Annotated in this window: 22 protein-coding genes and 2 pseudogenes; 12 read left to right on the top strand and 12 right to left on the bottom strand. The window is 62.9% G+C overall.

Features of this window, described 5'->3' with window-relative positions; translation table 11 throughout:
• Positions 1-6 precede the first annotated feature (6 nt).
• From C7I85_RS21370 to pnp, 7 genes and pseudogenes are all read left to right on the top strand, one after another.
• Positions 7-657 carry an RNA-binding protein gene (locus tag C7I85_RS21370; protein ID WP_106726095.1) on the top strand — a complete coding sequence of 217 codons (651 nt, stop codon included), beginning with the start codon at positions 7-9 and terminating at the stop codon, positions 655-657.
• The gene (infB, locus tag C7I85_RS21365) at positions 654-3,290 is read left to right on the top strand and encodes a translation initiation factor IF-2 (RefSeq protein WP_106726049.1); all 2,637 of its coding nucleotides are present in this window, start codon (positions 654-656) and stop codon (positions 3,288-3,290) included. Before C7I85_RS21370 ends, infB begins: the two co-directional genes overlap by 4 nt.
• Before the next feature lie 115 nt (positions 3,291-3,405).
• Complete coding sequence (rbfA, locus tag C7I85_RS21360; RefSeq protein ID WP_106726048.1) at positions 3,406-3,816, top strand: 30S ribosome-binding factor RbfA; 411 nt, start codon at positions 3,406-3,408, stop codon at positions 3,814-3,816.
• Positions 3,817-3,818: 2 nt separating this feature from the next.
• Positions 3,819-4,517: pseudogene (truB, locus tag C7I85_RS21355) on the top strand (tRNA pseudouridine(55) synthase TruB); the annotation flags it as partial.
• A 36-nt stretch (positions 4,518-4,553) separates the two neighbouring features.
• Positions 4,554-4,769 (top strand): annotated as a pseudogene (locus C7I85_RS32305) (tRNA pseudouridine(55) synthase TruB); the annotation flags it as partial.
• A gap of 163 nt (positions 4,770-4,932) precedes the next feature.
• A complete protein-coding gene (rpsO, locus tag C7I85_RS21350; protein ID WP_106726046.1) occupies positions 4,933-5,202 on the top strand; it encodes a 30S ribosomal protein S15 in 270 nt (89 codons plus the stop codon).
• A 303-nt stretch (positions 5,203-5,505) separates the two neighbouring features.
• The gene (gene pnp, locus C7I85_RS21345) at positions 5,506-7,653 is read left to right on the top strand and encodes a polyribonucleotide nucleotidyltransferase (RefSeq protein ID WP_106726045.1); all 2,148 of its coding nucleotides are present in this window, start codon (positions 5,506-5,508) and stop codon (positions 7,651-7,653) included.
• A gap of 86 nt (positions 7,654-7,739) precedes the next feature.
• On the opposite strand, the gene C7I85_RS21340 is transcribed toward pnp, so the two are convergent.
• Complete coding sequence (locus C7I85_RS21340; protein WP_106726044.1) at positions 7,740-9,344, bottom strand: ABC-F family ATP-binding cassette domain-containing protein; 1,605 nt, start codon at positions 9,342-9,344, stop codon at positions 7,740-7,742.
• A gap of 201 nt (positions 9,345-9,545) precedes the next feature.
• On the opposite strand from C7I85_RS21340, the gene C7I85_RS21335 reads away from it, so the two are divergent.
• A complete protein-coding gene (locus C7I85_RS21335) occupies positions 9,546-10,565 on the top strand; it encodes a class I SAM-dependent methyltransferase (RefSeq protein ID WP_106726094.1) in 1,020 nt (339 codons plus the stop codon).
• A gap of 69 nt (positions 10,566-10,634) precedes the next feature.
• On the opposite strand, the gene fabI is transcribed toward C7I85_RS21335, so the two are convergent.
• From fabI to fabA, 3 genes are read right to left on the bottom strand one after another with little or no spacing between them, the layout of a single operon-like run.
• Positions 10,635-11,441, bottom strand: a complete 807-nt coding sequence (gene fabI, locus C7I85_RS21330) for an enoyl-ACP reductase FabI (RefSeq protein ID WP_106726043.1) — start codon at positions 11,439-11,441, stop codon at positions 10,635-10,637.
• 13 nt (positions 11,442-11,454) lie between these two features.
• Complete coding sequence (fabB, locus tag C7I85_RS21325) at positions 11,455-12,675, bottom strand: beta-ketoacyl-ACP synthase I (RefSeq protein WP_106726042.1); 1,221 nt, start codon at positions 12,673-12,675, stop codon at positions 11,455-11,457.
• 29 nt (positions 12,676-12,704) lie between these two features.
• Entirely contained in the window at positions 12,705-13,223 is a 519-nt protein-coding gene (fabA, locus tag C7I85_RS21320; RefSeq protein ID WP_106726093.1) for a 3-hydroxyacyl-[acyl-carrier-protein] dehydratase FabA, read from the bottom strand.
• Between the two features lie 233 nt (positions 13,224-13,456).
• Between fabA and irrA the strand changes: the two genes are divergently transcribed.
• A complete protein-coding gene (gene irrA / locus C7I85_RS21315; RefSeq protein ID WP_106726041.1) occupies positions 13,457-13,885 on the top strand; it encodes an iron response transcriptional regulator IrrA in 429 nt (142 codons plus the stop codon).
• Positions 13,886-13,892: 7 nt separating this feature from the next.
• Complete coding sequence (locus C7I85_RS21310) at positions 13,893-14,258, top strand: DUF4260 domain-containing protein (RefSeq protein WP_106726040.1); 366 nt, start codon at positions 13,893-13,895, stop codon at positions 14,256-14,258.
• Between the two features lie 105 nt (positions 14,259-14,363).
• Here the strand turns inward: C7I85_RS21310 and C7I85_RS21300 are convergent, their stop codons facing one another.
• Positions 14,364-14,924 (bottom strand): SH3 domain-containing protein, encoded by a 561-nt coding sequence (locus tag C7I85_RS21300; protein WP_181257246.1) that lies wholly within the window; start codon positions 14,922-14,924, stop codon positions 14,364-14,366.
• A 167-nt stretch (positions 14,925-15,091) separates the two neighbouring features.
• Here C7I85_RS21300 and C7I85_RS21295 point away from each other — a divergent pair, with 167 nt between their 5' ends.
• Both C7I85_RS21295 and C7I85_RS21290 read left to right on the top strand, forming a co-directional pair.
• Complete coding sequence (locus tag C7I85_RS21295; protein ID WP_106726038.1) at positions 15,092-16,093, top strand: 2-hydroxyacid dehydrogenase; 1,002 nt, start codon at positions 15,092-15,094, stop codon at positions 16,091-16,093.
• A 288-nt stretch (positions 16,094-16,381) separates the two neighbouring features.
• A complete protein-coding gene (locus tag C7I85_RS21290) occupies positions 16,382-16,657 on the top strand; it encodes a hypothetical protein (protein WP_106726037.1) in 276 nt (91 codons plus the stop codon).
• A 106-nt stretch (positions 16,658-16,763) separates the two neighbouring features.
• Here the strand turns inward: C7I85_RS21290 and C7I85_RS21285 are convergent, their stop codons facing one another.
• From C7I85_RS21285 to C7I85_RS21255, 7 genes are all read right to left on the bottom strand, one after another.
• Positions 16,764-17,255, bottom strand: a complete 492-nt coding sequence (locus C7I85_RS21285; protein ID WP_245445034.1) for a GNAT family N-acetyltransferase — start codon at positions 17,253-17,255, stop codon at positions 16,764-16,766.
• Complete coding sequence (locus C7I85_RS21280; protein WP_106726090.1) at positions 17,252-18,022, bottom strand: molybdopterin-synthase adenylyltransferase MoeB; 771 nt, start codon at positions 18,020-18,022, stop codon at positions 17,252-17,254. Before C7I85_RS21280 ends, C7I85_RS21285 begins: the two co-directional genes overlap by 4 nt.
• A gap of 31 nt (positions 18,023-18,053) precedes the next feature.
• Positions 18,054-19,196, bottom strand: coding sequence for a DNA replication/repair protein RecF (gene recF / locus C7I85_RS21275; RefSeq protein WP_106726036.1), 1,143 nt, complete (start codon positions 19,194-19,196; stop codon positions 18,054-18,056).
• Between the two features lie 41 nt (positions 19,197-19,237).
• A complete protein-coding gene (dnaN, locus tag C7I85_RS21270; RefSeq protein ID WP_106726035.1) occupies positions 19,238-20,356 on the bottom strand; it encodes a DNA polymerase III subunit beta in 1,119 nt (372 codons plus the stop codon).
• 208 nt (positions 20,357-20,564) lie between these two features.
• Positions 20,565-22,109: a chromosomal replication initiator protein DnaA gene (gene dnaA, locus C7I85_RS21265; RefSeq protein ID WP_106726034.1), complete on the bottom strand. Its 1,545-nt coding sequence runs from the start codon at positions 22,107-22,109 to the stop codon at positions 20,565-20,567.
• A gap of 832 nt (positions 22,110-22,941) precedes the next feature.
• Positions 22,942-23,208, bottom strand: coding sequence for a 30S ribosomal protein S20 (gene rpsT / locus C7I85_RS21260; protein WP_106726033.1), 267 nt, complete (start codon positions 23,206-23,208; stop codon positions 22,942-22,944).
• Between the two features lie 163 nt (positions 23,209-23,371).
• On the bottom strand, positions 23,372-24,145 hold the full coding sequence (locus C7I85_RS21255; RefSeq protein ID WP_106726089.1) for an enoyl-CoA hydratase: 774 nt from the start codon (positions 24,143-24,145) through the stop codon (positions 23,372-23,374).
• Positions 24,146-24,161: the final 16 nt, after the last annotated feature.

The raw sequence follows: 24,161 nt of genomic DNA, 5'->3' as shown, positions 1-24,161 counted from the left end.
GACGAGATGAACGATCGCACCTGCATCGTCACGCGCAAGACCGCCGAGCCGGATGAACTCATCCGTTTCGTCGTCGCGCCAGATGGCGTGGTCGTTCCCGATCTGAAGAGAAAGCTTCCCGGTCGAGGTTGCTGGGTCACCGCTGATCGCCTACATGTAGACAAGGCCGCGGGCAAAAATCTCTTTGCCCGCGTTTTTAAGAAGGATGTCATCTTGCCGCCGGACCTCGGCGCGATGGTCGACAGCCTCCTTGCAAAGTCGGCGCTTGGCGCCTTGGGCCTTGCTCGAAAGGCCGGCGCCGTTGCACTCGGCGCTACAAAGGTGGAAAGTACCGTCCGCAGCGGCCGTGCGCTTCTCGTTCTTCATGCTGAAGAGGCGGCGGAAGATGGCCTGCGCAAGATTACTCAGGCGCGACGGGCCACAGCATATGCTGGTGGGCCCGAGACCTATGCTTACAAACTTTTTTCGGAAGCCGATTTGAGTTTGGCATTGGGGGCCACAAATGTGATACATGCAGCCGTTCTCGCTGACGACGCGGGAAGAGCGGTTCAGAAGCGCATGGTTGCGCTTGACCGATACCGGGGCGGATCCTCGGAAGACCGGGCAATGTTTGCGGCAATTGCTGACGAAGATGACGCCGCAGAGGATATGGAATGAGCGATACGAAATCGGGTGACGACAACACTTTGAGCGTCAACACGAAGAAGACCTTGACGTTGAAGCGTCCCGGCGTTGAGCAGGGCACGGTGCGTCAGAACTTCTCGCACGGACGCACCAAGTCGGTCGTCGTCGAGACCAAGAAGCGCAAGTTCACCATTCCCGGCGAGAAGCCGGAGCCTGTCGCGGCCGCGCCGGTGGTGCATGCCCCGAAGCCGCAGCCGGCTCCTGCGCCCGTGGCACGCGAGGTTCCGCGCCCTGCGCCGAGGCCCGCTCCTTCCCCCGCTCCCAGGTCCGCTCCCAGGCCCACTTCCTCGAACGAACGTTCGGGCATGGTGCTGAACGAACTGTCGTCGAGCGAGATGGAAGCACGTCGTCGTGCGCTTGAGGACGCGGTTGCTCGCGAGGCCGAAGACCGCGCCCGCGCCGCCGAGGATGCCAAGCGCCGCCAGGAAGAGGATGAGCGCCGCCGCCGCGAGCGTGAGGAATCGGCCCGTCGTCAGGCCGAGGAAGAAGCACGCATTCAGGCCGAGGCCGAAGCCCGCCGCCGCGCCGAGGACGAAGCCCGCCGCCGTGCGCCGCAACAGATCGAGATCGCTGATGAACGCGAGCCCGAGGTGAAGAGCAAGAGTGCTCCCTCGCCGCGTGGCATTGGTGCCGGCGCTGCCAGCGCCCCGGCCAAGCGTGTCGTTGCCCCCGAGGTCGCGCGCCCGACGAAGACCAAGGGCGAAGACGATCGCCGCCGCGGCAAGCTGACGCTCAACACCGCAACCTCGGACGATGGTGATTCCGCCCGTGCGCGTTCGCTGTCGGCCATGCGTCGCCGGCAGGAGAAGTTCAAGCGCGCCATGCATCAGGAGCCGCGCGAGAAGATTTCGCGCGAAGTCGTCCTGCCTGAGACCATCACGGTCCAGGAACTGGCGGGCCGTATGGCCGAACGTGCCGTGGACGTCGTCAAGTTCTTCATGAAGCAGGGCCAGATCCTGAAGCCAGGTGATGTCATCGACGCCGACACGGCCGAATTGGTGGCCGCCGAATTCGGCCACACGGTCCGCCGTGTCGCGGATTCCGACATCGAGGAAGGCCTGTTCGACATCCCGGATCGTCCGGAGGACATGGAGACGCGTTCGCCGGTCGTTACCATTATGGGCCACGTCGACCACGGCAAGACCTCGCTGCTGGACGCCATCCGCAATGCGAATGTGGTGTCGGGCGAAGCCGGCGGCATCACCCAGCACATCGGTGCCTATCAGGTCGAAAAGAACGGCCAGAAGATCACCTTCATCGACACCCCCGGCCACGCCGCCTTCACGGCGATGCGTGCCCGTGGTGCACAGGCAACCGATATCGCGATCCTCGTGGTTGCGGCCGACGACAGCGTGATGCCGCAGACGATCGAATCCATCAGCCACGCCAAGGCGGCCGGTGTTCCAATCATCGTGGCGATCAACAAGATCGACAAGCCGTCCGCCGACCCGCAGAAGGTGCGTACCCAGCTTCTGCAGCATGAGGTGTTCGTCGAATCGATGGGCGGTGAAGTTCTGGACGTCGAGGTTTCGGCGACCAAGGGCACCAATCTCGACAAGTTGCTCGAGGCGATCCTGCTGCAGGCCGAAGTGCTCGACCTCAAGGCCAATGCGAACCGCACGGCCGAAGGCGTGATCATCGAGGCCAAGCTCGACAAGGGGCGCGGCTCGGTCGCCACCGTGCTGGTGCAGACCGGAACCCTGCTGGTCGGCGACATCGTCGTGGCCGGCAACGAATGGGGCCGGGTGCGCGCACTGGTCACCGATCGCGGCGATCACATCAAGGAGGCGCTGCCTTCGACGCCGGTGGAAATCCTGGGTCTCCAGGGCACGCCGCAGGCAGGCGATCGCTTTGCCGTGGTCGACAACGAGGCCAAGGCCCGCGAGATCACCGAATACCGCCAGCGCAAGGCGCGCGACAAGGCTGCCGCACGGCATGCCGGCCAGCGCGGCTCGCTGGAGCATATGATGTCGCAGCTGCAGTCCAGCGGCCTGAAGGAGTTCCCGCTGGTCATCAAGGCCGACGTGCAGGGCTCGGTGGAAGCGATCGTGGCCGCACTCGACAAGCTCGGCACCGACGAGGTGCGTGCGCGTATCGTGCATGCTGGTGCCGGTGGCATCACCGAGAGCGACGTCTCGCTCGCCGAGACCTCGGGCGCCGTGATCATAGGCTTCAACGTGCGTGCCAACCCGCAAGCACGTCAGGCCGCCGAGGCTGCTGGCATCGACATCCGCTACTACAGCATCATCTACAGCCTTGTGGATGACATCAAGGATGCGATGTCGGGATTGCTGTCGCCGGAGCGTCGCGAGACCTTCATCGGCAATGCCGAGATCCTCGAGGTGTTCAACATCACCAAGATCGGCAAGGTCGCTGGCTGCCGCGTCACGGAAGGCAAGGTGGAGCGTGGTGCGGGCGTACGCCTGATCCGCGACAACGTCGTCATCCACGAAGGCACGCTGAAGACGCTGAAGCGCTTCAAGGACGAAGTGTCCGAAGTGCCGGTCGGCCAGGAATGCGGTATGGCCTTCGCCAACTACGAAGACATCCGCCAGGGCGACATCATCGAGTGCTTCCGCGTCGAGATGGTGACCCGGAGGCTCTGATAGCCGTCCGCGTCTAGCTGGTTAGACATGCCGTACGGTGGCGCGTTGCGCTGCCGTACGGATGGCTTTTGTGCTTGCGGTTTGACCCCGCGCTCCAATCAGGATTGCACCCAATATGTCACGTTCTATCTCTTCCGGGCCTTCCCAGCGCCAGCTGCGCGTTGGCGAGCAGGTGCGCCACGCTTTGTCCCAGACCCTGCAGCGCGGCGAAGTCCGCGACGATCTGATCGAGACGACCGTGATCTCGATCTCCGAGGTGCGCATGTCGCCGGACCTGAAAATCGCGACCGCTTTCGTCTCGCCGCTCGGCGCGCCGGACGATAAGGCGGTCGTCGATGCGCTGAACCGTCATGCGCGCTTCATCCGCGGCCGCGTTTCGGGAGCACTCAGGCAGATGAAATACATGCCCGAGTTCCGTTTCAGGCTCGATACGAGCTTCGACAACTTCACCAAGATCAACGAACTGCTCAAATCCCCGGAAGTGCAGCGGGATTTGAATGCCGACGACGACAAGGAGCAAGAATAACAATGGGTCGCCGAGGCAAGAAGAAGGGTCGGCCGGTTTCGGGCTGGGTCGTTTTCGACAAACCGGTGGGCATGGGCTCGACCGAGGCCGTCTCCAAGATCAAGTGGCTTTTCCAGGCCGAGAAGGCTGGCCATGCCGGCACGCTGGACCCGCTTGCGTCCGGCATGCTGCCGATCGCGCTGGGCGAGGCCACCAAGACCGTGCCCTATGTGATGGACGGCGCCAAGATCTACCAGTTCACCGTCGCCTGGGGCGAAGAGCGTTCGACCGACGACCTGGAAGGTCCGGTCACCAAGACTTCCGACAAGCGTCCGACCGAGGCGGAAGTCCGCGCGCTGCTGCCGAATTACACCGGCGTGATCATGCAGACGCCGCCGCAGTTTTCCGCCATCAAGATCGCCGGCGAGCGCGCCTATGACCTGGCTCGCGAAGGCGAGACCGTCGAGATTCCCGCGCGCGAGATCGAGATCGGCCGCCTCGACATTCTCGAAAGCACCCCGGAAGGGCACACGGTTTTCGAGATCGAGTGCGGCAAGGGCACCTACGTACGCTCGCTGGCCCGCGACATGGGCCGTGACCTCGGCTGCTTCGGCCATATCGCGGCGCTCCGCCGTGTGGAGGTCGACCCCTTCACCGAGGAAGATTTCGTCACGTTGCAGGAACTAGAAGCTGCGGCGCCCACTGCCGAGGCCAGGACTTCCGGCGAGGAACTCAATTTCGGCGCGCTTGACGATTATCTGCTCGATACGGGTGCTGCGCTCGAATGTTTGCCGCAGGTCGCGCTGAGCGACGATGCGGCAACCAAGGTCAGGCTCGGCAACCCGGTCATCATACGCGGGCGCGACGCGCCGGTGGAGGCTGACGATGCCTGCGTGACCGCGCGCGGCAAGCTCCTGGCGATCGGTGCGATCGAAGCGGGCATGTTCAAGCCGCGTCGGGTGTTCAGCGTCTAAGGCGCCGATTCGGCCAGTTTACATTAGCTCTGGCCTTTCCGCGTGTTTTGGACTATATGCGCCGCAGCATTGTGCCAAAGTGGCGCGATGTGCATCGGCCCCTGCTGGACGACATCCCGGCTGTGGGCATCTCGTTTCCTCCAGATCGAAAGGGAAAAACACGATGTCGATTACTGCCGAACGCAAGAAGCAACTGATTGCAGAGTTCGCCACCGTTGCGGGCGACACCGGTTCGCCCGAGGTCCAGGTTGCGGTTCTCTCGGAGCGCATCAAGAACCTGACCGAGCACTTCAAGGACCACAAGAAGGACAATCACTCCCGTCGTGGTCTTCTGGCTCTGGTTTCGCAGCGCCGCAGCCTGCTTGATTACCTCAAGCGCAAGGATGGGGCCCGCTACCAGACGCTGATCGAGAAGCTCGGCCTGCGTCGCTAAAGCTCTGACCGGCGGATCCCACAAAGGTCCGCCGGTCTGCCATTCGGACCCGGCAGCAGTATCGGGTTCGCGAGCGTCCAGATGCCAAAGGACGGCAAATCGGACGCCAACGGTTCGACCAGGCAAAGGGCCGGTCGAAACCGCCTCATGGGACAGGTCATGGGGCAGGATTGCAGGATGCCTGGCGCGTCGCCCTGACGCTTCAAGTCCAGACCTCCCGTTGTCTTGCCCGTGGCTCGTCCAAAACAAGCCAGGGAAGCGCGCGCGAAAGTGCGCTGACTTCCCGCATTTGAAGGACAGGACATGTTCAATCATCACAAAGTGGAAATCGAGTGGGCGGGTCGCCCGCTTATCCTCGAAACCGGCAAGATCGCACGTCAGGCTGACGGCGCCGTCATGGCCACCTATGGCGAGACCGTCGTTCTGGCCACCGTCGTTTCGGCCAAGGAGCCGAAGCCGGGCCAGGACTTCTTCCCGCTGACCGTCAACTATCAGGAAAAGACCTATGCTGCCGGCAAGATCCCGGGCGGCTACTTCAAGCGTGAAGGTCGTCCGAGCGAGAACGAGACGCTCGTCTCGCGCCTGATCGACCGCCCGATCCGTCCGCTCTTCGCCGATGGCTACAAGAACGACACGCAGGTCATCATCACCGTCATGCAGCACGATCTGGAGAACAATCCGGACATCGTGTCGATGGTTGCCGCCTCGGCAGCGCTGACGCTTTCCGGCGTGCCCTTCATGGGCCCGATCGGCGGCGCGCGCGTCGGCTACATCAATGGCGAATACGTGCTGAACCCGCATCTCGACGAGATGCCGGAATCGAAGCTCGACCTCGTCGTTGCCGGCACCGGCGAAGCCGTGCTGATGGTCGAGTCGGAAGCCCAGGAGCTTTCGGAAGAGGTCATGCTCGGCGCCGTCATGTTCGGCCACAAGGGCTTCCAGCCGGTGATCGACGCGATCATCAAGCTGGCAGAGCTGGCCGCCAAGGAGCCGCGCGAGCACATCACGGAAGACCTCTCGGAACTCGAGAAGGAAATGCTGGCCGTCGCGGAAGCCGATCTGCGCGAGGCCTACAAGATCGTCGACAAGCAGCAGCGCTATGCCGCCGTCGACGCGGCCAAGGCCAAGGTCAAGGCAGCTTTCGCCGCTGAAGGCGATGAGGCTCCCAAGTGGTCGGCCGAGCAGGTCGCCGGTGTGTTCAAGGAACTCCAGGCCAAGATCGTGCGCTGGAACATCCTCGACACGGGCAGCCGCATCGACGGCCGCGACCTCAAGACCGTGCGCGCCATCGTGTCGGAAGTCGGCATCCTGCCGCGCACCCACGGCTCGGCCCTGTTCACCCGCGGTGAGACGCAGGCGATCGTCGTCGCCACGCTCGGCACCGGCGAGGACGAGCAGTATGTCGACGCGCTGACCGGCATGTACAAGGAGACCTTCCTCCTTCACTACAACTTCCCGCCCTTCTCGGTCGGTGAGACTGGCCGCATGGGCTCGCCCGGCCGTCGCGAAATCGGCCACGGCAAGCTCGCCTGGCGCGCCATCCACCCGATGCTGCCGAGCCCGGAACAGTTCCCCTACACGCTGCGCGCGGTGTCGGAGATCACCGAGTCCAACGGTTCGTCCTCGATGGCTACCGTCTGCGGCACCTCGCTGGCCCTGATGGACGCCGGCGTGCCGCTGGCCAAGCCGGTTGCCGGCATCGCCATGGGCCTGATCAAGGAAGGCGACCGCTTCGCGGTTCTGTCCGACATCCTGGGTGACGAAGACCACCTCGGCGACATGGACTTCAAGGTGGCCGGCACCACCCACGGCATCACCGCCCTGCAGATGGACATCAAGATCAGCGGCATCACCGAGGAGATCATGCAGATCGCTCTCGGCCAGGCCAAGGATGGTCGTACCCATATCCTCGGCGAGATGTCCAAGGCGCTTTCCGAGGGCCGCAAGGAACTCGGCGAGTTCGCGCCGCGCATCGAGGTCATGCACATCCCGACCGACAAGATCCGCGACGTCATCGGCTCGGGCGGCAAGGTGATCCGCGAGATCGTCGAAAAGACCGGCGCCAAGATCAACATCGAGGACGACGGCACGGTCAAGATCGCTTCGTCGAACGCTAAGGAGATCGAGGCGGCTCGCAAGTGGATCCACACCATCGTTGCCGAGCCGGAAGTGGGCGAGATTTACGAAGGCACGGTCGTCAAGACCGCTGACTTCGGCGCTTTCGTGAACTTCTTCGGCCCGAAGGACGGTCTGGTCCACATCTCGCAGCTCTCCAACGAGCGCGTCGCCAAGACCTCGGACGTCGTCAAGGAAGGCCAGAAGGTCTACGTCAAGCTCATGGGCTTCGACGAGCGCGGCAAGGTTCGCCTGTCGATGAAGGTCGTCGACCAGGAGACCGGCAAGGAAATCGTCAAGGAAAAGAAGTCCGAGGACGAGGAAACCGCCGCCTGATCCAGGCTGCCGTTCCAAGATAAACAAGCGGGCGCCTTACGGCGCCCGTTTTCGTTTTGGAGCCGCGACTGGCTGCCGAAGACGCGCTAGCGGAAGAAGCGACCCTCGCCGGACGGCAGTTCAATCCTGCGCGAGATGTCGAGTGCGGTCAAAAATGCCTCGTCGTGACTGACGACGATGAGCGCGCCGTCATAGGCGCGTAAGCCCGCCTCGATTGCCTCGATCGCTTCCAGATCGAGGTGATTGGTCGGCTCGTCGAGAACCAGCAGGGGCGGCGGTGCGGTGCCGCCAAGCGCACAGCCCATCCCTGCGCGCAGCAATTCCCCGCCGCTCAATTCCGAGACCATCTGCAGTGCCGCATCAGCTCGGAACTTGAAACGCGCAAGGGCAGCGCGGCAGGCATTCTCGTCGTCCAGCGGATTGATCCGGCGGAAATTGTCGCGGATCGATGCCAGAGGATCGAGCATGCTTACACGCTGGTCGAGCATCGCAAACTCGGTCGTGACCTGGACGCTTCCGGAGAAGGGACGCAGGCGGCCAGCGATAAGCTCGAGCAGCGTCGTCTTGCCGGAGCCATTCGGCCCGGTGACGGCAACGCGTTCCGGGCCGGTCACGCTGAGCGACAGGTTAGTGAATACGGGACGGTCCGGCGCGTAGCCGGCGCTGACGCTATCCAGCATCAGCACGGTCTTGCTCGGCGAAAGCCCGGTTGGTGGCAATGTCACGGCCATGGGCTGCAGCACCTCGATGCGGCCCCTTGCCGTGGCGACGGCTTCGAGGGCTTGCGACTGGCGGTCGCTGGCCAGACGGACCTGGGCACCGCCACTGTTTTCGCTTCGTGACTTCAGCCCGCCAAGCACGATGCGCGGGGCGCCGCCCTTCAGGGCCTGTCTGCGGCCATTGCCGTCCCTGCGCGCCTTACGTTCCTGTGCGACTTGTGTGGCGCGGGCAACCTCTGACGCCTGCTTCTCGGCGTGATCGAGATCATGCTGCACTGAGGCCAGCTCCAGTGCCTTGCGCTCGCGATAAACGCTCCAGTTGCCGCCGTAGCGGGTGGCGCCAAGCGAGGTGAGTTCGACAATCTCGTCCATGAGTTCGAGAAGCTCGCGGTCATGGCTGACGACGAGAGCACCCCGACGCCAGTTCGCCAGCATGTCGTAGAGCGTGAGCCGGCCGCCCCGGTCGAGATTGTTGGTGGGCTCGTCCATCAAGAGGAAATCGGCTTCCGAGAAGTGCAGAGCCGCGAGCCCAGCGCGCGTGCGCTGGCCGCCGGACAGCTTGTGCAGCGGCGTTTGGGGACCGACATCGAGCCCAATCTTCGCCAGCGCCGCTTCCATGCGGGCTTCGAGCTGCCAGTCGACGTCTGCCAACTCCTCCAGCGTCGCGTTGCCTTCATAGGCCCGCTGCAACAGCGCAAGCGCATCGCTGACGCCGAAAAGATCCGTGATGGTCTCTTCCGGGCCCACCTGTACCGATTGTTTGAAAATGCCGAGCCTGCCGCTGACGGAAATCGAGCCGGATGAGGGCGCCAGCGTCCCGGCAATTAGAGCGACGAGTGTGCTTTTGCCGACGCCATTGCGGCCGATGAGACCCGTTCGTCCGGGGCCGAAAGCGAGGTCTATGCCGGAGAGAAGGGCGCGACCGTCAGGCGTGGAAAGGCGGAGATTGGATAAAGCTATTGAAGCAGGCATGCGTAATGATTTCCCTGATGACAAAGCGGATTCGCGTTGCGGTCAGGTTGAAATCACATTCGATGCGTTGCTCCTTTTGGGGTGTATCAGCGGGCATGACTAAGTGTTGCCGCCGAACAGTGCAAGGGGTTTGCCCTTAACAGGCTGCGGAAGACGCGGGAAGGGGCTGGCATCCTCCCGGAATTGTTCTATCAGCAGCACATGACCCGCGACGCGCTAAAAACCCTGTTCCATCCATTCGAGGCCGAGGCACTGCCGCCGCCAGGTAACGGCGCGCGCGTGCTGTTTCTCGGCGCGGAGCCGGGCTTTCGCCTGCCTGAAGGCTTTGAGGCCGAGCTGTCGCTCGTCCAGGGATTTCGGCCCTGGCACAGGCCCCTGGAGGCCACAGGCAGCCGCGTGACGCCTTTGCCGGAAGGAGAAGGCTTCGATGCCGCTCTGGTGCTCTGCGGTCGCCACAGGGGCGCCAATGAGCTTTTGATCGCCGAGGCGCTCGCGCGTGTGGGTGAGGGTGGTCTGATACTGATAGCGGGCAGCAAGGTCGATGGCATAGCCAGCCTGCGCAAGCGCATGGGCGAGCTTGTCCCGATCGTAGACCAATTGCCCAAACATCACGGCATCGCCTTCTGGCTGCGACGACCCGCGGAAGTGGCGGGCATCGTGGAGCAACTGCGTGTGGGTAATGGCGAGCGGCTGCTCGATGGGCGTTTCGTCACCGCGCCCGGCATGTTCTCGGCCGACGAGATCGATGCGGGTTCGCGGCTCCTGGTGGAGAACCTGCCCGACAAGGTGTTCGGCGCAGTCGCCGATTTCTGCGCCGGCTGGGGTTTTATCGCAGCCGAACTGGCCCAGCGCTTCCCAAAACTGTTCACGCTCGATCTCTACGAGGCGGATTTTTCGTCACTCGAAGCGGCAAAGCGCAACCTGGCGACGACCGGTTCGATGCAGAAGAACTTCTTCTGGCACGATCTTCTGGGCGAGCCGGTTTCGCGCCGCTACGATTTCATCTTCATGAACCCGCCATTCCACCAGCGCCGCGCTGCTGAGCCGGATATCGGGCAGGGGATGATCAAGGCGGCCGCGGCGGCGCTCAAGTCGGGCGGGCGTCTTGTGATGGTGGCCAATCGCCAGCTGCCCTACGAGAAGACGCTGTCGCAGGTTTTCGGCCAGCAGCAGGAAGTGGTGCGCAACAACCTGTTCAAGGTGCTGGTCGCGCGCCGTTGAGGCGCTTGCCCTAAAATGAAAACGGCCGAGCTGACCCGGCCGTTTTGCGTTCGAGCGAGGCGTGCCCGCTTATTCGTGGCCGGTCTGCTTCAACTCGTCCAGCGTGGGCATCGAGACGATGTGGTAGCCGGAATCCACATAGTGGATCTCGCCGGTCACGCCCGAGGACAGGTCCGAAAGCAGGTAAAGCGCCGAGCCGCCGACTTCGTCGAGGGTCACGGTACGGCGCAGCGGCGAATTGCGCTGCTGGTAGGAGAACATGAAGCGCGCATCGGAGATGCCCGCGCCAGCCAGCGTGCGTACCGGGCCGGCCGAGATCGCGTTGACGCGGATGCCGCGCGGGCCGTAGTCGTCGGCCAGATAGCGGACGCTGGCTTCCAGGCCCGCCTTGGCAACGCCCATGACGTTGTAGTTCGGCATGACGCGGGTGGACCCCGCATAGGTCAGCGTCAGCATCGAGCCGCCATCCTTCATCAGGCCTGCCGCGTTGCGCGCGACTTCCGTGAAGGAGTAGCAGGAGATCACCATCGTGCGGATGAAGTTTTCGCGTGTGGTGTTGGCGTAGAGGCCCTTAAGCTCGTTCTTGTCCGAGAAGCCGATGGCGTGGACGACGAAGTCCAGACCGCCCCATTCGTTGCCCAGCGTCTCGAACACCGAGGTGACAGACGCGCTGTCTTCCACGTCGCAGGGCAGGATCAGCGAAGCGTTGACCTGGTCGGCAAGCGGCTTGACGCGACGGCCGAAAGCCTCGCCCTGATAGGTGAAGGCCATTTCGGCCCCGTGCGCGTGAAGCTGCTTGGCAATGCCCCAGGCAATAGAATGGTCGTTGGCGACGCCCATGACGAGGCCGCGCTTGCCTTTCATCAAACCTTCCATTGGAAGTATATCCTCAGCCGTTGTAGCGCTGGAACACCAGCGTGGCGTTGGTGCCGCCGAACCCGAAGGAGTTCGAGAGAACCGTGTCGATCTTGGCGTTGTCGATGCGCTTGCGCACTATCGGCATGCCTTCGAATTCGGGGTCGAGCTCCTCGATGTGAGCGCTCTCGCCGATGAAGCCGCCCTGCATCATCAGGATCGAATAGATCGATTCCTGCACGCCGGCAGCGCCCAGCGAATGGCCGGTCAGCGACTTGGTCGAGGTGATGTTCGGCATCTTGTCGCCGAACACTTCGCGGATCGCACCCATCTCCTTCGAATCGCCGACGGGCGTCGAGGTGCCGTGCGTGTTGATGTAGTCGACCGGCTGCGAGACGGTCGAAAGCGCCTGCTTCATGCAGCGGATGGCGCCTTCGCCCGAGGGCGCGACCATGTCGTAGCCGTCCGAGGTCGCGCCATAGCCGACCACTTCGGCGTAGATCTTGGCGCCGCGCGCCTTGGCATGCTCCAGCTCTTCCAGAACCAGCACACCCGCGCCGCCGGCGATGACGAAACCGTCGCGGTTGACGTCATAGGCGCGCGAGGCGACCGGAGCACGATCGTTGTACTTGGAGGACATCGCGCCCATGGCGTCGAAGAGGTCCGACATCGTCCAGTCGAGATCCTCGTGGCCGCCGGCAAAGACCATGTCCTGCTTGCCCCACTGGATCAGCTCATAGGCGTTGCCGATGCAGTGCGCCGAGGTCGAGCAGGCCGACGAGATCGAGTAGTTGACGCCGTGGATCTTGAACCAGGTGGCGAGCGTGGCCGAAGCGGTGGACGACATCGCCTTCGGCACCGCGAACGGTCCGATGCGCTTGGGGCTGTTGTTCTTCAGCGTCGTCTCGGCCGCCTCGACGATGGTGCGGGTCGACGGACCGCCCGAACCCATCACGATGCCGGTGCGCTCATTGGTGATGTCGCCCTGCTCGAGGCCGGCATCGGCGATAGCCTGGTCCATCGCGACATGGTTCCAGGCGCCGCCCTTGGAGAGGAACCGCATGGCGCGGCGGTCGACAAGCTCGGTCGGGTCCAGCGTGGGCGCGCCCCACACCTGGCAGCGGAAGCCGTGCTCGGCAAAGGATTCCGAGAAGCTGATGCCCGATTTGGCGTCCCGCAGCGATGCGGTAACCTCATCGGCATTGTTTCCGATGGACGATACGATACCGAGGCCCGTGACAACGACACGTCTCATGTGTGCTCCTTCGTGCTGCGTGGCCTGAATCAGGCCGCTGCTGCTTCCTTGAACAGGCCGACGCGCAGGTCAGTGGCCTTGTAGATGGTTTCGCCGTCGGCCTTTAGCCAGCCGTCGCCGATGCCGAGCACCAGGCGTCCGCGCATCACGCGCTTGAAGTCGACGCCGTACTCGACCTTCTTGTTGGCAGGGGTGACCATGCCGGTGAACTTGACTTCGCCGGTCGACAGCGCGCGGCCCTTGCCGGGCTCGCCGAGCCAGCCGAGGAAGAAGCCGGAAAGCTGCCACAGAGCATCGAGGCCGAGGCAACCGGGCATGACCGGATCGTTGATGAAATGGCAGGGGAAGAACCAGAGGTCGCGGCTGATCTCGAGCTCGGCGCGCACGAAGCCCTTGCCGAACTCGCCACCGGTCTCGCTGATCTCTGTGATCCGGTTGAACATCAGCATCGGCGGGTAGGGAAGTTGCGCATTGCCGGGGCCGAACAGTTCGCCGCGGGCGCAGGCAAGCAATTCCTCATACTCGTAGCTGGATTTCGAAACCGCCATGAATTCCTTCCCCGTCTGGCTTCCGGGCGCCATCCGCGCCGCTTCGTTCAGTAACACAGTCTGTTTCCGCACGGAAACCGCACTTTGCGATTAGCCTGCCGGTCTGCCTGGGTCAATGTGCGCCTATTGATCGCATCCCTTTGACGGAATATATGTCAGGGGAAACTTGGTTTTTGACCAATTTTGCTCTGGGTGCGAAAACCTTCCGATATAGAAACGGAACCGGCGGACTGATGGAATTGACCGTCCCCAATGAGATGGCAATTGAGAGGCGCGTGCGCGAGGCGGGCTTGCGCCCGACGCGTCAACGCGTCGCGCTCGCAAGTCTGCTGTTCGCGAAGGGCGACCGTCATCTCTCGGCGGAAGAGCTGCACGAGGAAGCGGTGTCGGCCGGTGTGCCGGTATCGCTGGCCACCGTCTACAATTCGCTCCACCAGTTCACCGAGGCGGGGCTGCTGCGCATTCTCGCGGTGGAAGGGTCGAAGACCTATTTCGACACCAACACCTCCGATCACCATCACTTCTTCATCGAAGGCGAGAACAAGGTGTTCGACATCGACCCCGGTTCGGTCAAGGTTCTCAACCTGCCGGAGCCGCCGGAAGGCCTCGAGATCGCCAATGTCGATATCGTGGTGAGGCTGCGTCCCAAGCGGGTGCCCTGAACGGCCCATGCGGCCAGTCGATCTCATCGTCAGGCTTGAATGGTTGGCCGTCTTCCTCGGGGCGATCGTCTTTTACGTGTTTGCCGGTGGCGGATGGCTGTTGTTCGTTCTGCTGATTCTGGCGCCCGATCTTTCGATGCTCGGCTATCTTGCAGGCCCGCGCGTAGGCGCGTTCACCTACAACATGCTCCATGTCATGTTCTGGCCGCTGCTGCTTCTGGCTGGCGGCGCTTATACCGGCCACGCGCTCGCCTTGCAGGTCGCGGCGATCTGGCTTGCCCATATCGCCATCGACCGTAGCCTCGGCTACGGGCTCAAATACGCGACCGGTTTTCAGGATACGACGCTGGGCCGCATCGGGCGGAGAGCCTGAGGCTTACAGCGCCGCGCGCCCGATCGGGCGGGCAAAGGACGCTGTAACACTTTGAATCTACGCATAATCCTTTCCAAAAATCGATTCCGATTTTGGGGCTATGCGTTAGTCCTTCACCAGTTCGCCCGGATAGGCGCCCCACAGCATCGTCTGCTTGATCCAGCCGGTCACGCCGTCGAAGGTCATCTCGCACCAGTCGCCGTTGCAAGCCTTGATCTTGCCGACGACGCCGGGGTCGAGAATCGCGACGGTGCGCGCTTCCGCGTCCGGTTTGGCTAGGAGATTGAGCTTGGCGTCCTTGCCGCGCTGCCATGGGGCCGCGATTGCGGTGCGCTTGCCCGACAGCAGCGTCTGGTTGACCCAGCCTTCCGCGCCATCGGCGTCGCGCACCCGGCGCCAGTTGTCATATTCCTGGATGATCTCCATCGGCAGGCCGGGCTTGAGATAGAGCCAGTCGACCGGGTAGTTCAGGCCCGGTCCGATGCGGGAGTTCACCTTGCCGGATTTGAGGCTGACGAATCGCGGAAGCGGCAGGCCGCTCGGGCCCAGCGTGACTTCCTGGTTGGGAGCGGGCGCGCCGATCGTGACCGAGGCGCTTGCCGACAAGAATGCGAGGCCAGTCACCGCAGCGACTGCCGCAATGCGAAGCGACACGAAACCAGACACCTTCATTTCCTTGTATATGAAGCGTGACCGCGGCCCGCGGTGCACGCCCCCTTTTTCTTTGTCTTCGGCAGCACCGCTTGTTACACAGGCAGTTGCGCCAAGGCAGGTTTCCAGTTTCGCGCGTCTTGGTTAAAGAGGTCTCAACGGGATCCGGATTCGAGGACACAATGGCCGGCAAAAAGAAGCCTCTCGTGGTGATTACGCGCAAGCTTCCCGATCAGGTCGAGACCCGCATGCGGGAACTGTTCGACGCGCGTCTCAATCTCGAGGACAGGCCGATGAGCCAGCCGGAGCTGGTGGCCGCAGTGAAGGAAGCGGACGTGCTGGTGCCGACCGTGACCGACCGAATCGACGCCGCGCTGATCGAGCAGGCCGGTGACAATCTCAAGCTGATCGCCAATTTCGGCAACGGCGTCGACAAGATTGACGTCGCAGCGGCCGCCAAGCGTGGAATCACCGTCACCAACACGCCGAACGTCCTCACCGAAGACACCGCCGACATGACCATGGCGCTGATGCTGGCGGTGCCGCGCCGCCTGGCCGAAGGCGCCACCCTGCTGGAAAGCGGCGGCAAATGGGCCGGCTGGTCGCCGACATGGATGCTCGGTCGCCGCATCTGGGGTAAGCGCCTCGGCATCGTCGGCATGGGGCGCATCGGCACCGCGGTGGCGCGCCGCGCCAAGGCGTTCGGCCTGTCTATCCACTATCACAACCGCAACCGCGTGCTGCGCAGCGTCGAGGACGAGCTGGAAGCGACCTATTGGGAAAGCCTCGACCAGATGCTGGCCCGCATGGACATCATCTCGGTCAATTGCCCGTCGACGCCGGCGACCTTCCATCTGCTTTCGGCGCGCCGGCTCGCGCTGATGCAGCCCTCGGCCTATCTGGTCAACACGGCGCGCGGCGACATCATCGACGAGGATGCGCTGGTCAAGCTGCTCCAGGAAGGCAAGATCGCCGGCGCCGGGCTTGACGTCTTCGAGCATGAGCCGGCCGTCAATCCCAAGCTGGTCAAGCTCGCCGCCAAGGGCAAGGTTGTCATCCTGCCGCATATGGGCTCGGCCACCATCGAAGGCCGCATCGATATGGGCGAGAAGGTCATCATCAACATCCGCACCTTCATTGACGGGCATCGTCCGCCGGATCGCGTGCTGCCGCTTCGCTTCTGAGCGACTATTAAGCCGGCTAAATCAAAGTTTTGTGCCGACAAGCGGGCGCCAGACTGGCGCCCCGCCGAATAGGCTTTGCCTGATTCCGCACGGCATTGGGGCGCGCCGCGATCACGGCGCGTTGCTCATGGCCTGTGCCCAGAGCACCAAGATGTGAGCGATCGTTGTTCGACGCATCGTTCACCAAAACGACCCTACTGTGCTGAATCTCGTTCACATATCTACGATGCATCGGAACGACACGGCAGACGCCCTACGGTTCCGAAATGAGATTTTAGGAGAGTTGAAATGAACAAGACCTTTGTTGCCCTTGCCGCCGTCCTGCTTGCCTCGAGCACGGCTTATGCAAACAACCGCTATGGCGATGCGGCCCCGGTCGTTAACCAGGTAAACAGCGGCGTCATTGCCACGACTGCCCCCGATACCTCCGCCCGCTACGGCGATGCTGCCAAGGCTTCGGTCGTTGTGAACGCGCCGTCGAACGATTTTACCTCGAGCGCCGCTATCGGCACGCCCGTCAATCGTCTCGGCGCGAGCTCGCGTATTCTCTACGGCAGCAACTGAAGGTAACAGGACATCGTAAGGTGAGCCTTATGGGCGGCAGGCTTCGGCCTGGCCGCTCTTGGCTTTTGTGGCAGTTGCCACCGACATTTGCCGGCTCACTTTGCGTTCAGCCGAGCACCCTCCGCATCGTGATCGAGGTCGGGCGGTCGAAGCCCTCATGGACGGTGCGCGCCGTTTCGACAAAGCCCATTCTGCCGAACGCCTTTTGGTTGTCGATCAGCTCGATGCGTGTTTGCAGTTCGAGAATCGGCTTGCCACTCTCACGAGCAAACTGTTCGACGGCGCCGAGCAGGCGTTTGCCAACGCCGGCTCCTTGCGCTGTCGGTGCTACCGCGAGCTTGCCGACATAAAAGTGGTCGTGGCTCTCGGCGACGAAAACGCAGCCCACCAACGCCTTGCCGACAGTGGCCAGAAAGACGGTCTCCGTGCCTGCCTTGGCAGCAAGATTCTCCGGCGTCAGCCGATGAGCGGAGGAGGGTGGGTCGATGACGCCGTCCATATAGGCGAAGGCGTCGAGGATCAGCCCCAAAAGTTCGTTCCAGCGATTGAACTCCGCCGGCAGCCTGGCGACGCCAACCTGGTCCGGCGCGACCGTCAAGCTCGCCTCCGATAGCGCACCGTATCAAAGCGGGCCGCCAGCGCGTCGTAAAGCAGCAGGCGCCCCACCAGCGGCTCACCGATGCCAGTGATCAGCTTGATTGCCTCCATCGCCTGCAGAGTGCCGATCACACCGGTCAGCGCGCCGACGATGCCAGCTTCCGCGCAGGAGGGCACCAGGCCGGCCGGCGGTGCCTCGGGGAAGAGGTCGCGATAGCTTGGGTTCTGCACGCCGTCGGCGCTGATCTCGAACGGTTTCAGCACGGTGATGGAGCCGTCAAAACGGCCGACGGCGGCATGCACCAGCGGCCGCTTCACTGCCTCGCAGGCGTCGGCTACGGCGTAGCGGGTGGCAAAATTGTCGGAGCCGTCGACCACGAGGTCATATTGCGTCACCAGCGCTTCGGCGTTCTCGGCGGTCAGCCGGAAATCGTGCAGTTCGACGCTGACATGAGGATTGATCCGCAGCAGCGCGGCCTTCGCGCTCTCGAGCTTTGAGATGCCCACCGCATCGGTGTCATGAATCACCTGGCGCTGCAGGTTGGACAGCGAAACAGTGTCGTCGTCGACGATGCCCAATGTGCCGACGCCTGCCGCTGCCAGATATTGCAGCACGGGCGCGCCGAGCCCGCCGGCTCCGATGACCAGCACCCGCGCGCGCTTCAGCTTCTGCTGGCCTGCACCGCCGATTTCCGGCAGCACGATGTGACGCGCATAGCGCTCCAGTTCTTCAGGCGTGAGCGGGGAGGGGGGCTGGTTGATATTCATGGGCCGATCATATCGGCGCGGCCCGGTCTTGTCAGGCGTCTTCGGTGGGGCGAACCGATCCATGATCGACGGTAAGGAACAATGCCTTGCCGTGCAGGCTGGAAAACAGCACCGGCTCGGTGCCGGTCATGAAGGCCTGGCAGCCGAGCTCATCCAGGATGGCAAAAAGGGCGGCGCGGCGGCCGGCGTCGAGATGAGCCGCGATCTCGTCGAGCAGCAGGATCGGCACCGTGCCCGACATCTCGCCGCAGAGCCGCGCATGCGAAACGATGATGCCTACCAGCAGCGCCTTCTGCTCGCCGGTGGAGCACAGTTCGGCCGGCATGGCCTTCGGCCGATGGGTCACGATGAGGTCGCTGCGATGCGGCCCGTCCAATGTGCGGCCGGCGGCGCGGTCGCGATCCCGGCCTTCGGCCAGCGCACGGCGGAAGGATTCCTCGATCTCCACGGCAGGCCGCTGGCTGATCTGGCTTTCGAGCGTGCCGGAAAGCGCGATATCGGCCTGTGGGAAGGGGCCGGAGGCCGGCAGCTTCTCGATCATCGCCGCAAGCAGCCGCACCATTTCGACTCGCGCGGCGGCAATCGCCACGCCGGTCTCGGCCATCTGCGTCTCGATCGCCTCGAACCATTGGCGGTCGCGCGATTCTTCGGCGAGCAGGCGATTGCGGCCGCGCATTGCCTTTTCATAGTCGAGCGCGCGCTGGCCATGGCTGGGGTCGATCGCCAGTACGAGTCGGTCGAGGAAGCGGCGGCGGTCCCCCGCCGACCCGGTGAAAAGCGTGTCCATCGCCGGCGTCAGCCAGAGCACGCGCAGCCATTCCAGCATGTCGTCGGCGGACTTAGCGTTGGCGCCGTTGATGCGCACCCGCCGTCCCGATTCGCCCGGCACATCCGTGCCCGAGGTTCCGGTCCCGATCTCGGCATCGCCGAACTCGCCTTCGACTAGGGCATGGACGGTGAAGCCGCCGACGCTGTCTTCACGTGCGACGTCGCCATAGGGCGCGCGCCTCAGGCCGCGCCCCGGCGTCAGGAAGGAAATGGCCTCCAGGAGATTGGTCTTGCCGGCGCCGTTTTCGCCGGTGAAGACGACGGCGCCGGGCTTCAGATCCAGCGAAAGCGCCGAATAATTGCGGAAATTCGTAAGCGTAAGCCTACTGATGTAAGTCGACGTCACGTCCGCCTACCGCCCATCGACCTGTTCGAAATGCCGTCAGCCTAGACGCGCATCGGCATGAGCACATAAAGCGCGTGCTCATCGGCCGTGTCGTGGATCAGCGTAGGCGAGCCGGCATCCGCCAGCATGAACTTGGCCTCGCTGCCGGAAAGCTGGGCGGCGACATCGAGCAGGTATTTTGCGTTGAAGCCGATCTCGATCGGGTCGGACGAATAGTCGGCCGCGATCTCTTCGGTGGCGCTGCCCGAATCGGGGTTGTTGACGGCAAGCGTCACCTGGCCGTCGGAGATCGACAGCTTCACCGCGCGGCCGCGCTCGGACGAGATCGTCGAGACGCGATCGACGGCGCGCGCAAAGCTCTCGCGGTCGATGATCAGCTGCTTGTCGTTTCCGGTCGGAATGACGCGCTGATAATCCGGGAAGGTGCCGTCGATCAGCTTGGAGGTGAGCACCACGCTGCCGATGGTGAAGCGGATCTTGGTGTCCGACAGTTCGGTGGTGACTGGAACGTCGGGATCGTCGACCAGCTTCTGCAGCTCGCTCACGGTCTTGCGCGGAATGATGATGCCCGGCATGCCCTCGGAGCCAGCCGGCGCATCCATTTCGGCGCGGGCGAGGCGATGGCCGTCGGTCGCGACAGAGCGCAGCTTCAGCTTGCCGCCCACTTCCAGCGTGTGCAGGAAGATGCCGTTGAGATAGTAGCGCGTCTCCTCGGTGGAGATGGCGAACTGGGTCTTTTCGATCAGCGTCTTCACGGCGGCGGACTCGAGCCGGAAGTTGTGCGTGAACTGGCCGGCCGAGAGTTCCGGGAAGTCCGACTGCGGCAGGCACTGCAGGCGGAAGCTCGAGCGCCCGGAAATCACCGACATGGCGTTGCCGTCCTCGTCGGTCTTCAGCATCACTTCGGCGCCGTCCGGCAACTTGCGCACGATGTCGTAGAGCAGATGCGCGGGCACCGTCGTGGCGCCGGCCTGTTCCACATTCGCGGCAGTCGCTTCATTCACCTCAAGGTCGAGGTCGGTGGCTTTCATTTCGAGGCTTGCGCCGTCGGCATGCAAAAGCACGTTCGACAGGATCGGGATCGTGTTGCGCCGCTCCACCACGCGATGAACGTGGTTCAGGGACTTCAGAAGGTTTGAGCGTTCCAGGATAACACGCATGACGAAACAAGCTCGCTTGACAGAAGTAGCGGGGTACCGGGCTCGGCCCCCGCACAAGGTCCAACCATCGTTGGAATTAAGCCAAACTGACAGGAAAAGGCGGGAAAAGGCAAGCCCGCGGTGCCTTTCAAGGGCAAACCCGCGGGCATTTTGGGGATAACCTCGCCGCGACCGCCGGTCGCGTGCCCCGCTATCTCCGTCAGGCCGCTCAGGCCTGGTCGGTGATCAGCCGGCGCAGCAATTCCAGTTCCTGTGCCAGCGTGTTGTCGGCGCCGGAGAGGTCTTCGATCTTGCGCACGGCATGCAGCACCGTGGTGTGGTCGCGGCCGCCGAAACGGCGCCCGATCTCGGGCAGCGAGCGCGGGGTCATCACCTTGGCGAGATACATGGCGATCTGCCGCGGCTTGACGATGGTGCGCGTGCGCCGGTTGGACAGGAGCTCGGTCTTCGACACGTTGTAGTGTCGCGCCACGATGCGCTGGATGTCCTCGATGCGGACGCGCTTCGGCTCGCCGGAGCGGTAGATGTGGCCGAGAATCTCGTCGATGCGCTCGATGTTGAGCTGCGGCTCGAAGGACTGGCGGAACACGAGCTGGTTGAACGCGCCTTCCAACTCGCGGCCGCTGCCGGTCACGGTGCGGGCGACGTGGGAGAGAATCTCCTCGTTGATAGCCAGGGCCGGATCCTCGACCTTGGCGGTTTCCAAGCGCGTCTTCAGCATGCTGAGCCGCATGCCGAAGTCCGGCGTCTGCATTTCCAGCGCCACGCCGCCATTGAGGCGCGAACGCACGCGCGGCTCAAGCGATTCCAGCTCGGACGGCGGCCGGTCGGCGGCAACCACCACCTGCTTAGCGCTGTCCAGCAGCATGTTGATGAGGTGGCAGAACTCGTGCTGGATCGACTTGCCCTGCAGGAACTGCATGTCGTCGATGATCAGGAGGTCGATGTCGCGCAGCTGTTCCTTGAGCGACAGCGCGTTGTTGTCGCGAATGGCGGTCGCAAAGCGCCACATGAAATACTCGGCCGTCAGATACACGACGCGCGAATGCGGGTTCTGCTTCAGCGACTCGGCGGCGATAGCCTGCAGAAGGTGAGTCTTTCCAAGACCGACCGTCGCGTGGATGAAGAGCGGGTTGAAGCGCACTGCGCTTTGGGCCGATTCCGCCACGGCGCGAGCTGCGGCGAAGGCTACCCGGTTGGACGGGCCCTCGACGAAGGATTGGAACGTGTAGCGCGCGTCCAGCGGCGAGCCGAGGACGTTCTGACGGAAATCGCCGCTCGGGGCGCTCTGCAGCGAGGGTGCTGCGCGCTCCAGGGTCGTGTTGGCGGTCGTCCCGGTCGAAAGGGTCGTGTGGGTCTGCCGCGTCGCCTTGCGGCGCTGCTGCACCTTCTCGACATCTTCGGTAGGAGCGGCAAGCCGGGTTGCCGTGCGCACCACGATGTCGACCTTGAGGACTTCCGAGTCCTCTGCCTTCCAAATCTCCGAGATCAGCTCAAGATAATGGCTGTTGATCCACGAGCGCAGAAACGCCGTGGGAACCGAAATCCTCACCAGGCCCTTGGAAGCTTCCGCAAGCTTCATGCGGCCAAACCAGCTCGAATACACCTCGCTGCCGAGACGTGCCTTCAGCTGTGCCTTGACCCGGTCGAATGTCTTCTCCGCGCCGCTGGAGCCCGTCATCTCATTCCCCTCGATGAGGTTCACTGGAAAAAGGAAGTCTGACTTTGCTTCCTTGTCGATGCCATTATGCATTGTAGCAATCCTCGTCGTCCGTACCTGCACCGGGCTGCGTCGGCTGCATAATCTTGCATCCGCCTCGTGGCAGCCCTTCTACTCTCAAACGCGGTTACCGCCGCTTGCGGCAACCGACACTGCTAATTCCAGTCCGCAAGCAAACAGCTGCGGGGTCGCCACAAGACTGCGGCGAACCAACTCATCCGGCGGCACGCGCCAGAGCCTACTCTCCTTTTACAAGTTCGCTTTACCCACGCGCCCTATTCATCGAAAAGGCAAAACCACGCCAGCACGCGGATTATGTCCGCGTCCAACACCCCATTATTTTCTGGCTAGGTCTTGAGGCCGTAGGCCCGTCCCTCTCAATGAAAAGACACTACAAAAAACGCTGTGGACAGGGCAAGGCCACGCACAACCCTTTTTTAATGAATCCGGCCGCCCTAGCTATTGACTCCGCCTTTCGCAAGACCGCGGGAATCGACAAAAGTGTTTCGATTCAACCCCTTTCCGATCCAATGCGAAAACGGGTGCGGCTGAGAAAATCTTTTTAAAAAAAAATCTTGACAGCTACCCGGTTGCTGGCCCTGGTCAGTGAAATGAACAGGCTGTGGATAACGTTTTGCAAGCCAATGAAAAATAAGGGCTTTTACGGATGAGATATGTCCGCCCTGCCCTGCGCGCAGCGGTTGTAGATTCCGTCAGGCGTGAATGCGCCGGCAAATAATCAAAGCTTCAGGAAGATATTCCCTTGCGGAGCTACTTCCGCTCTTTTTCGCATTTTCTTCGGCAAACGAAAAACCCGGCCTTTTGGGCCGGGTTTTCTGTAGTCGGATACTAAATATCTTAAGAATTAGGCAGACAGGGCCTTAACGCGCAGGGTAAGGCGCGAAACCTTGCGGGAAGCCGTGTTCTTGTGCAGGACGCCCTTGGTGGCGGCGCGCATCAGTTCGGGCTGAGCAGCCAGGAGGGCGGCTTCAGCAGCCGACTTGTCGCCTGCGGCCAGGGCTTCTTCGACCTTGCGCACATAGGTGCGGACGCGCGAGCGACGGTTCTTGTTAACCGCAGTGCGGCTGGCGATCTTGCGCGTTGCCTTTTTGGCCGAGGATGTATTGGCCATGATGCCTCTCTTTGCGTTTCAGTGATGGCGCCCGAGATAAGCTTCAGGACGCAAAAATAAATGGGCAGCCAGAGGCCGCCTCGGTTGTTGGGGCTTATAGTTCAGTCTTTCGCGCGCGTCAACGCCGTTTCCGCCGCATTTGCTGAGACCATTGCCGGTGCGCTCAGCGGTTCTTGAAGTTGGGGGCACGCTTCTCCGAAAACGCGGCCATTCCTTCCTTCTGGTCTTCGAGCGCGAACATGGAATGAAACACGCGTCGCTCGAAACGAAGCCCTTCCGAAAGCGTCGTCTCGTAGGAGCGGTTTACCGCCTCCTTGGTCATGATGACCGCTGGCAGCGAGAGGCTTGCGATCTTGGCGGCCGCCTTCAGGGCCTCGTCGAGCAACTCGCCCGCGGGCACCACGCGCGACACCAGGCCGCTGCGTTCGGCCTCTGCCGCGTCCATCATCCGTCCAGTCAGGCACATGTCCATGGCCTTGGACTTTCCGACAAAGCGGGTCAGGCGCTGCGAGCCGCCCATGCCCGGCATGACGCCGAGCGTGATCTCGGGCTGGCCGAACTTGGCCGTGTCCGCGGCAATGATGAAGTCGCACATCATGGCGAGCTCGCAGCCGCCGCCGAGCGCATAGCCCGCGACCGCCCCGATCACCGGCTTGCGCACGCGCGTAAACGCTTCCCAGCCGGAGAAAAAGTCTTCCAGATACATGTCCACATAGGTCTTGGACTGCATCTCCTTGATGTCGGCGCCTGCGGCGAAGGCTTTTTCCGAGCCAGTGAGAACGATCGCGCCGATCTCCGGATCGGCATCGAAGGCCTGGCTGGCGGCCAGCAGCTCCTTCAGAACCTCGGAGTTGAGCGCGTTGAGCGCCTTTGGCCGGTTCAGCGTGATGATGCCAACCTTGCCGTGGGTTTCGACGATGATCGTTTCATAAGCCATCAGGAAGGTCTCCTCT

Origin of the sequence: Pseudaminobacter soli (ex Li et al. 2025) (assembly GCF_003012705.1) — a bacterium.
Taxonomy (GTDB): domain Bacteria; phylum Pseudomonadota; class Alphaproteobacteria; order Rhizobiales; family Rhizobiaceae; genus Pseudaminobacter; species Pseudaminobacter soli.
Note: the sequence above shows the minus strand (reverse complement) of the source record. Positions and strands in the feature narration are given on the sequence as shown.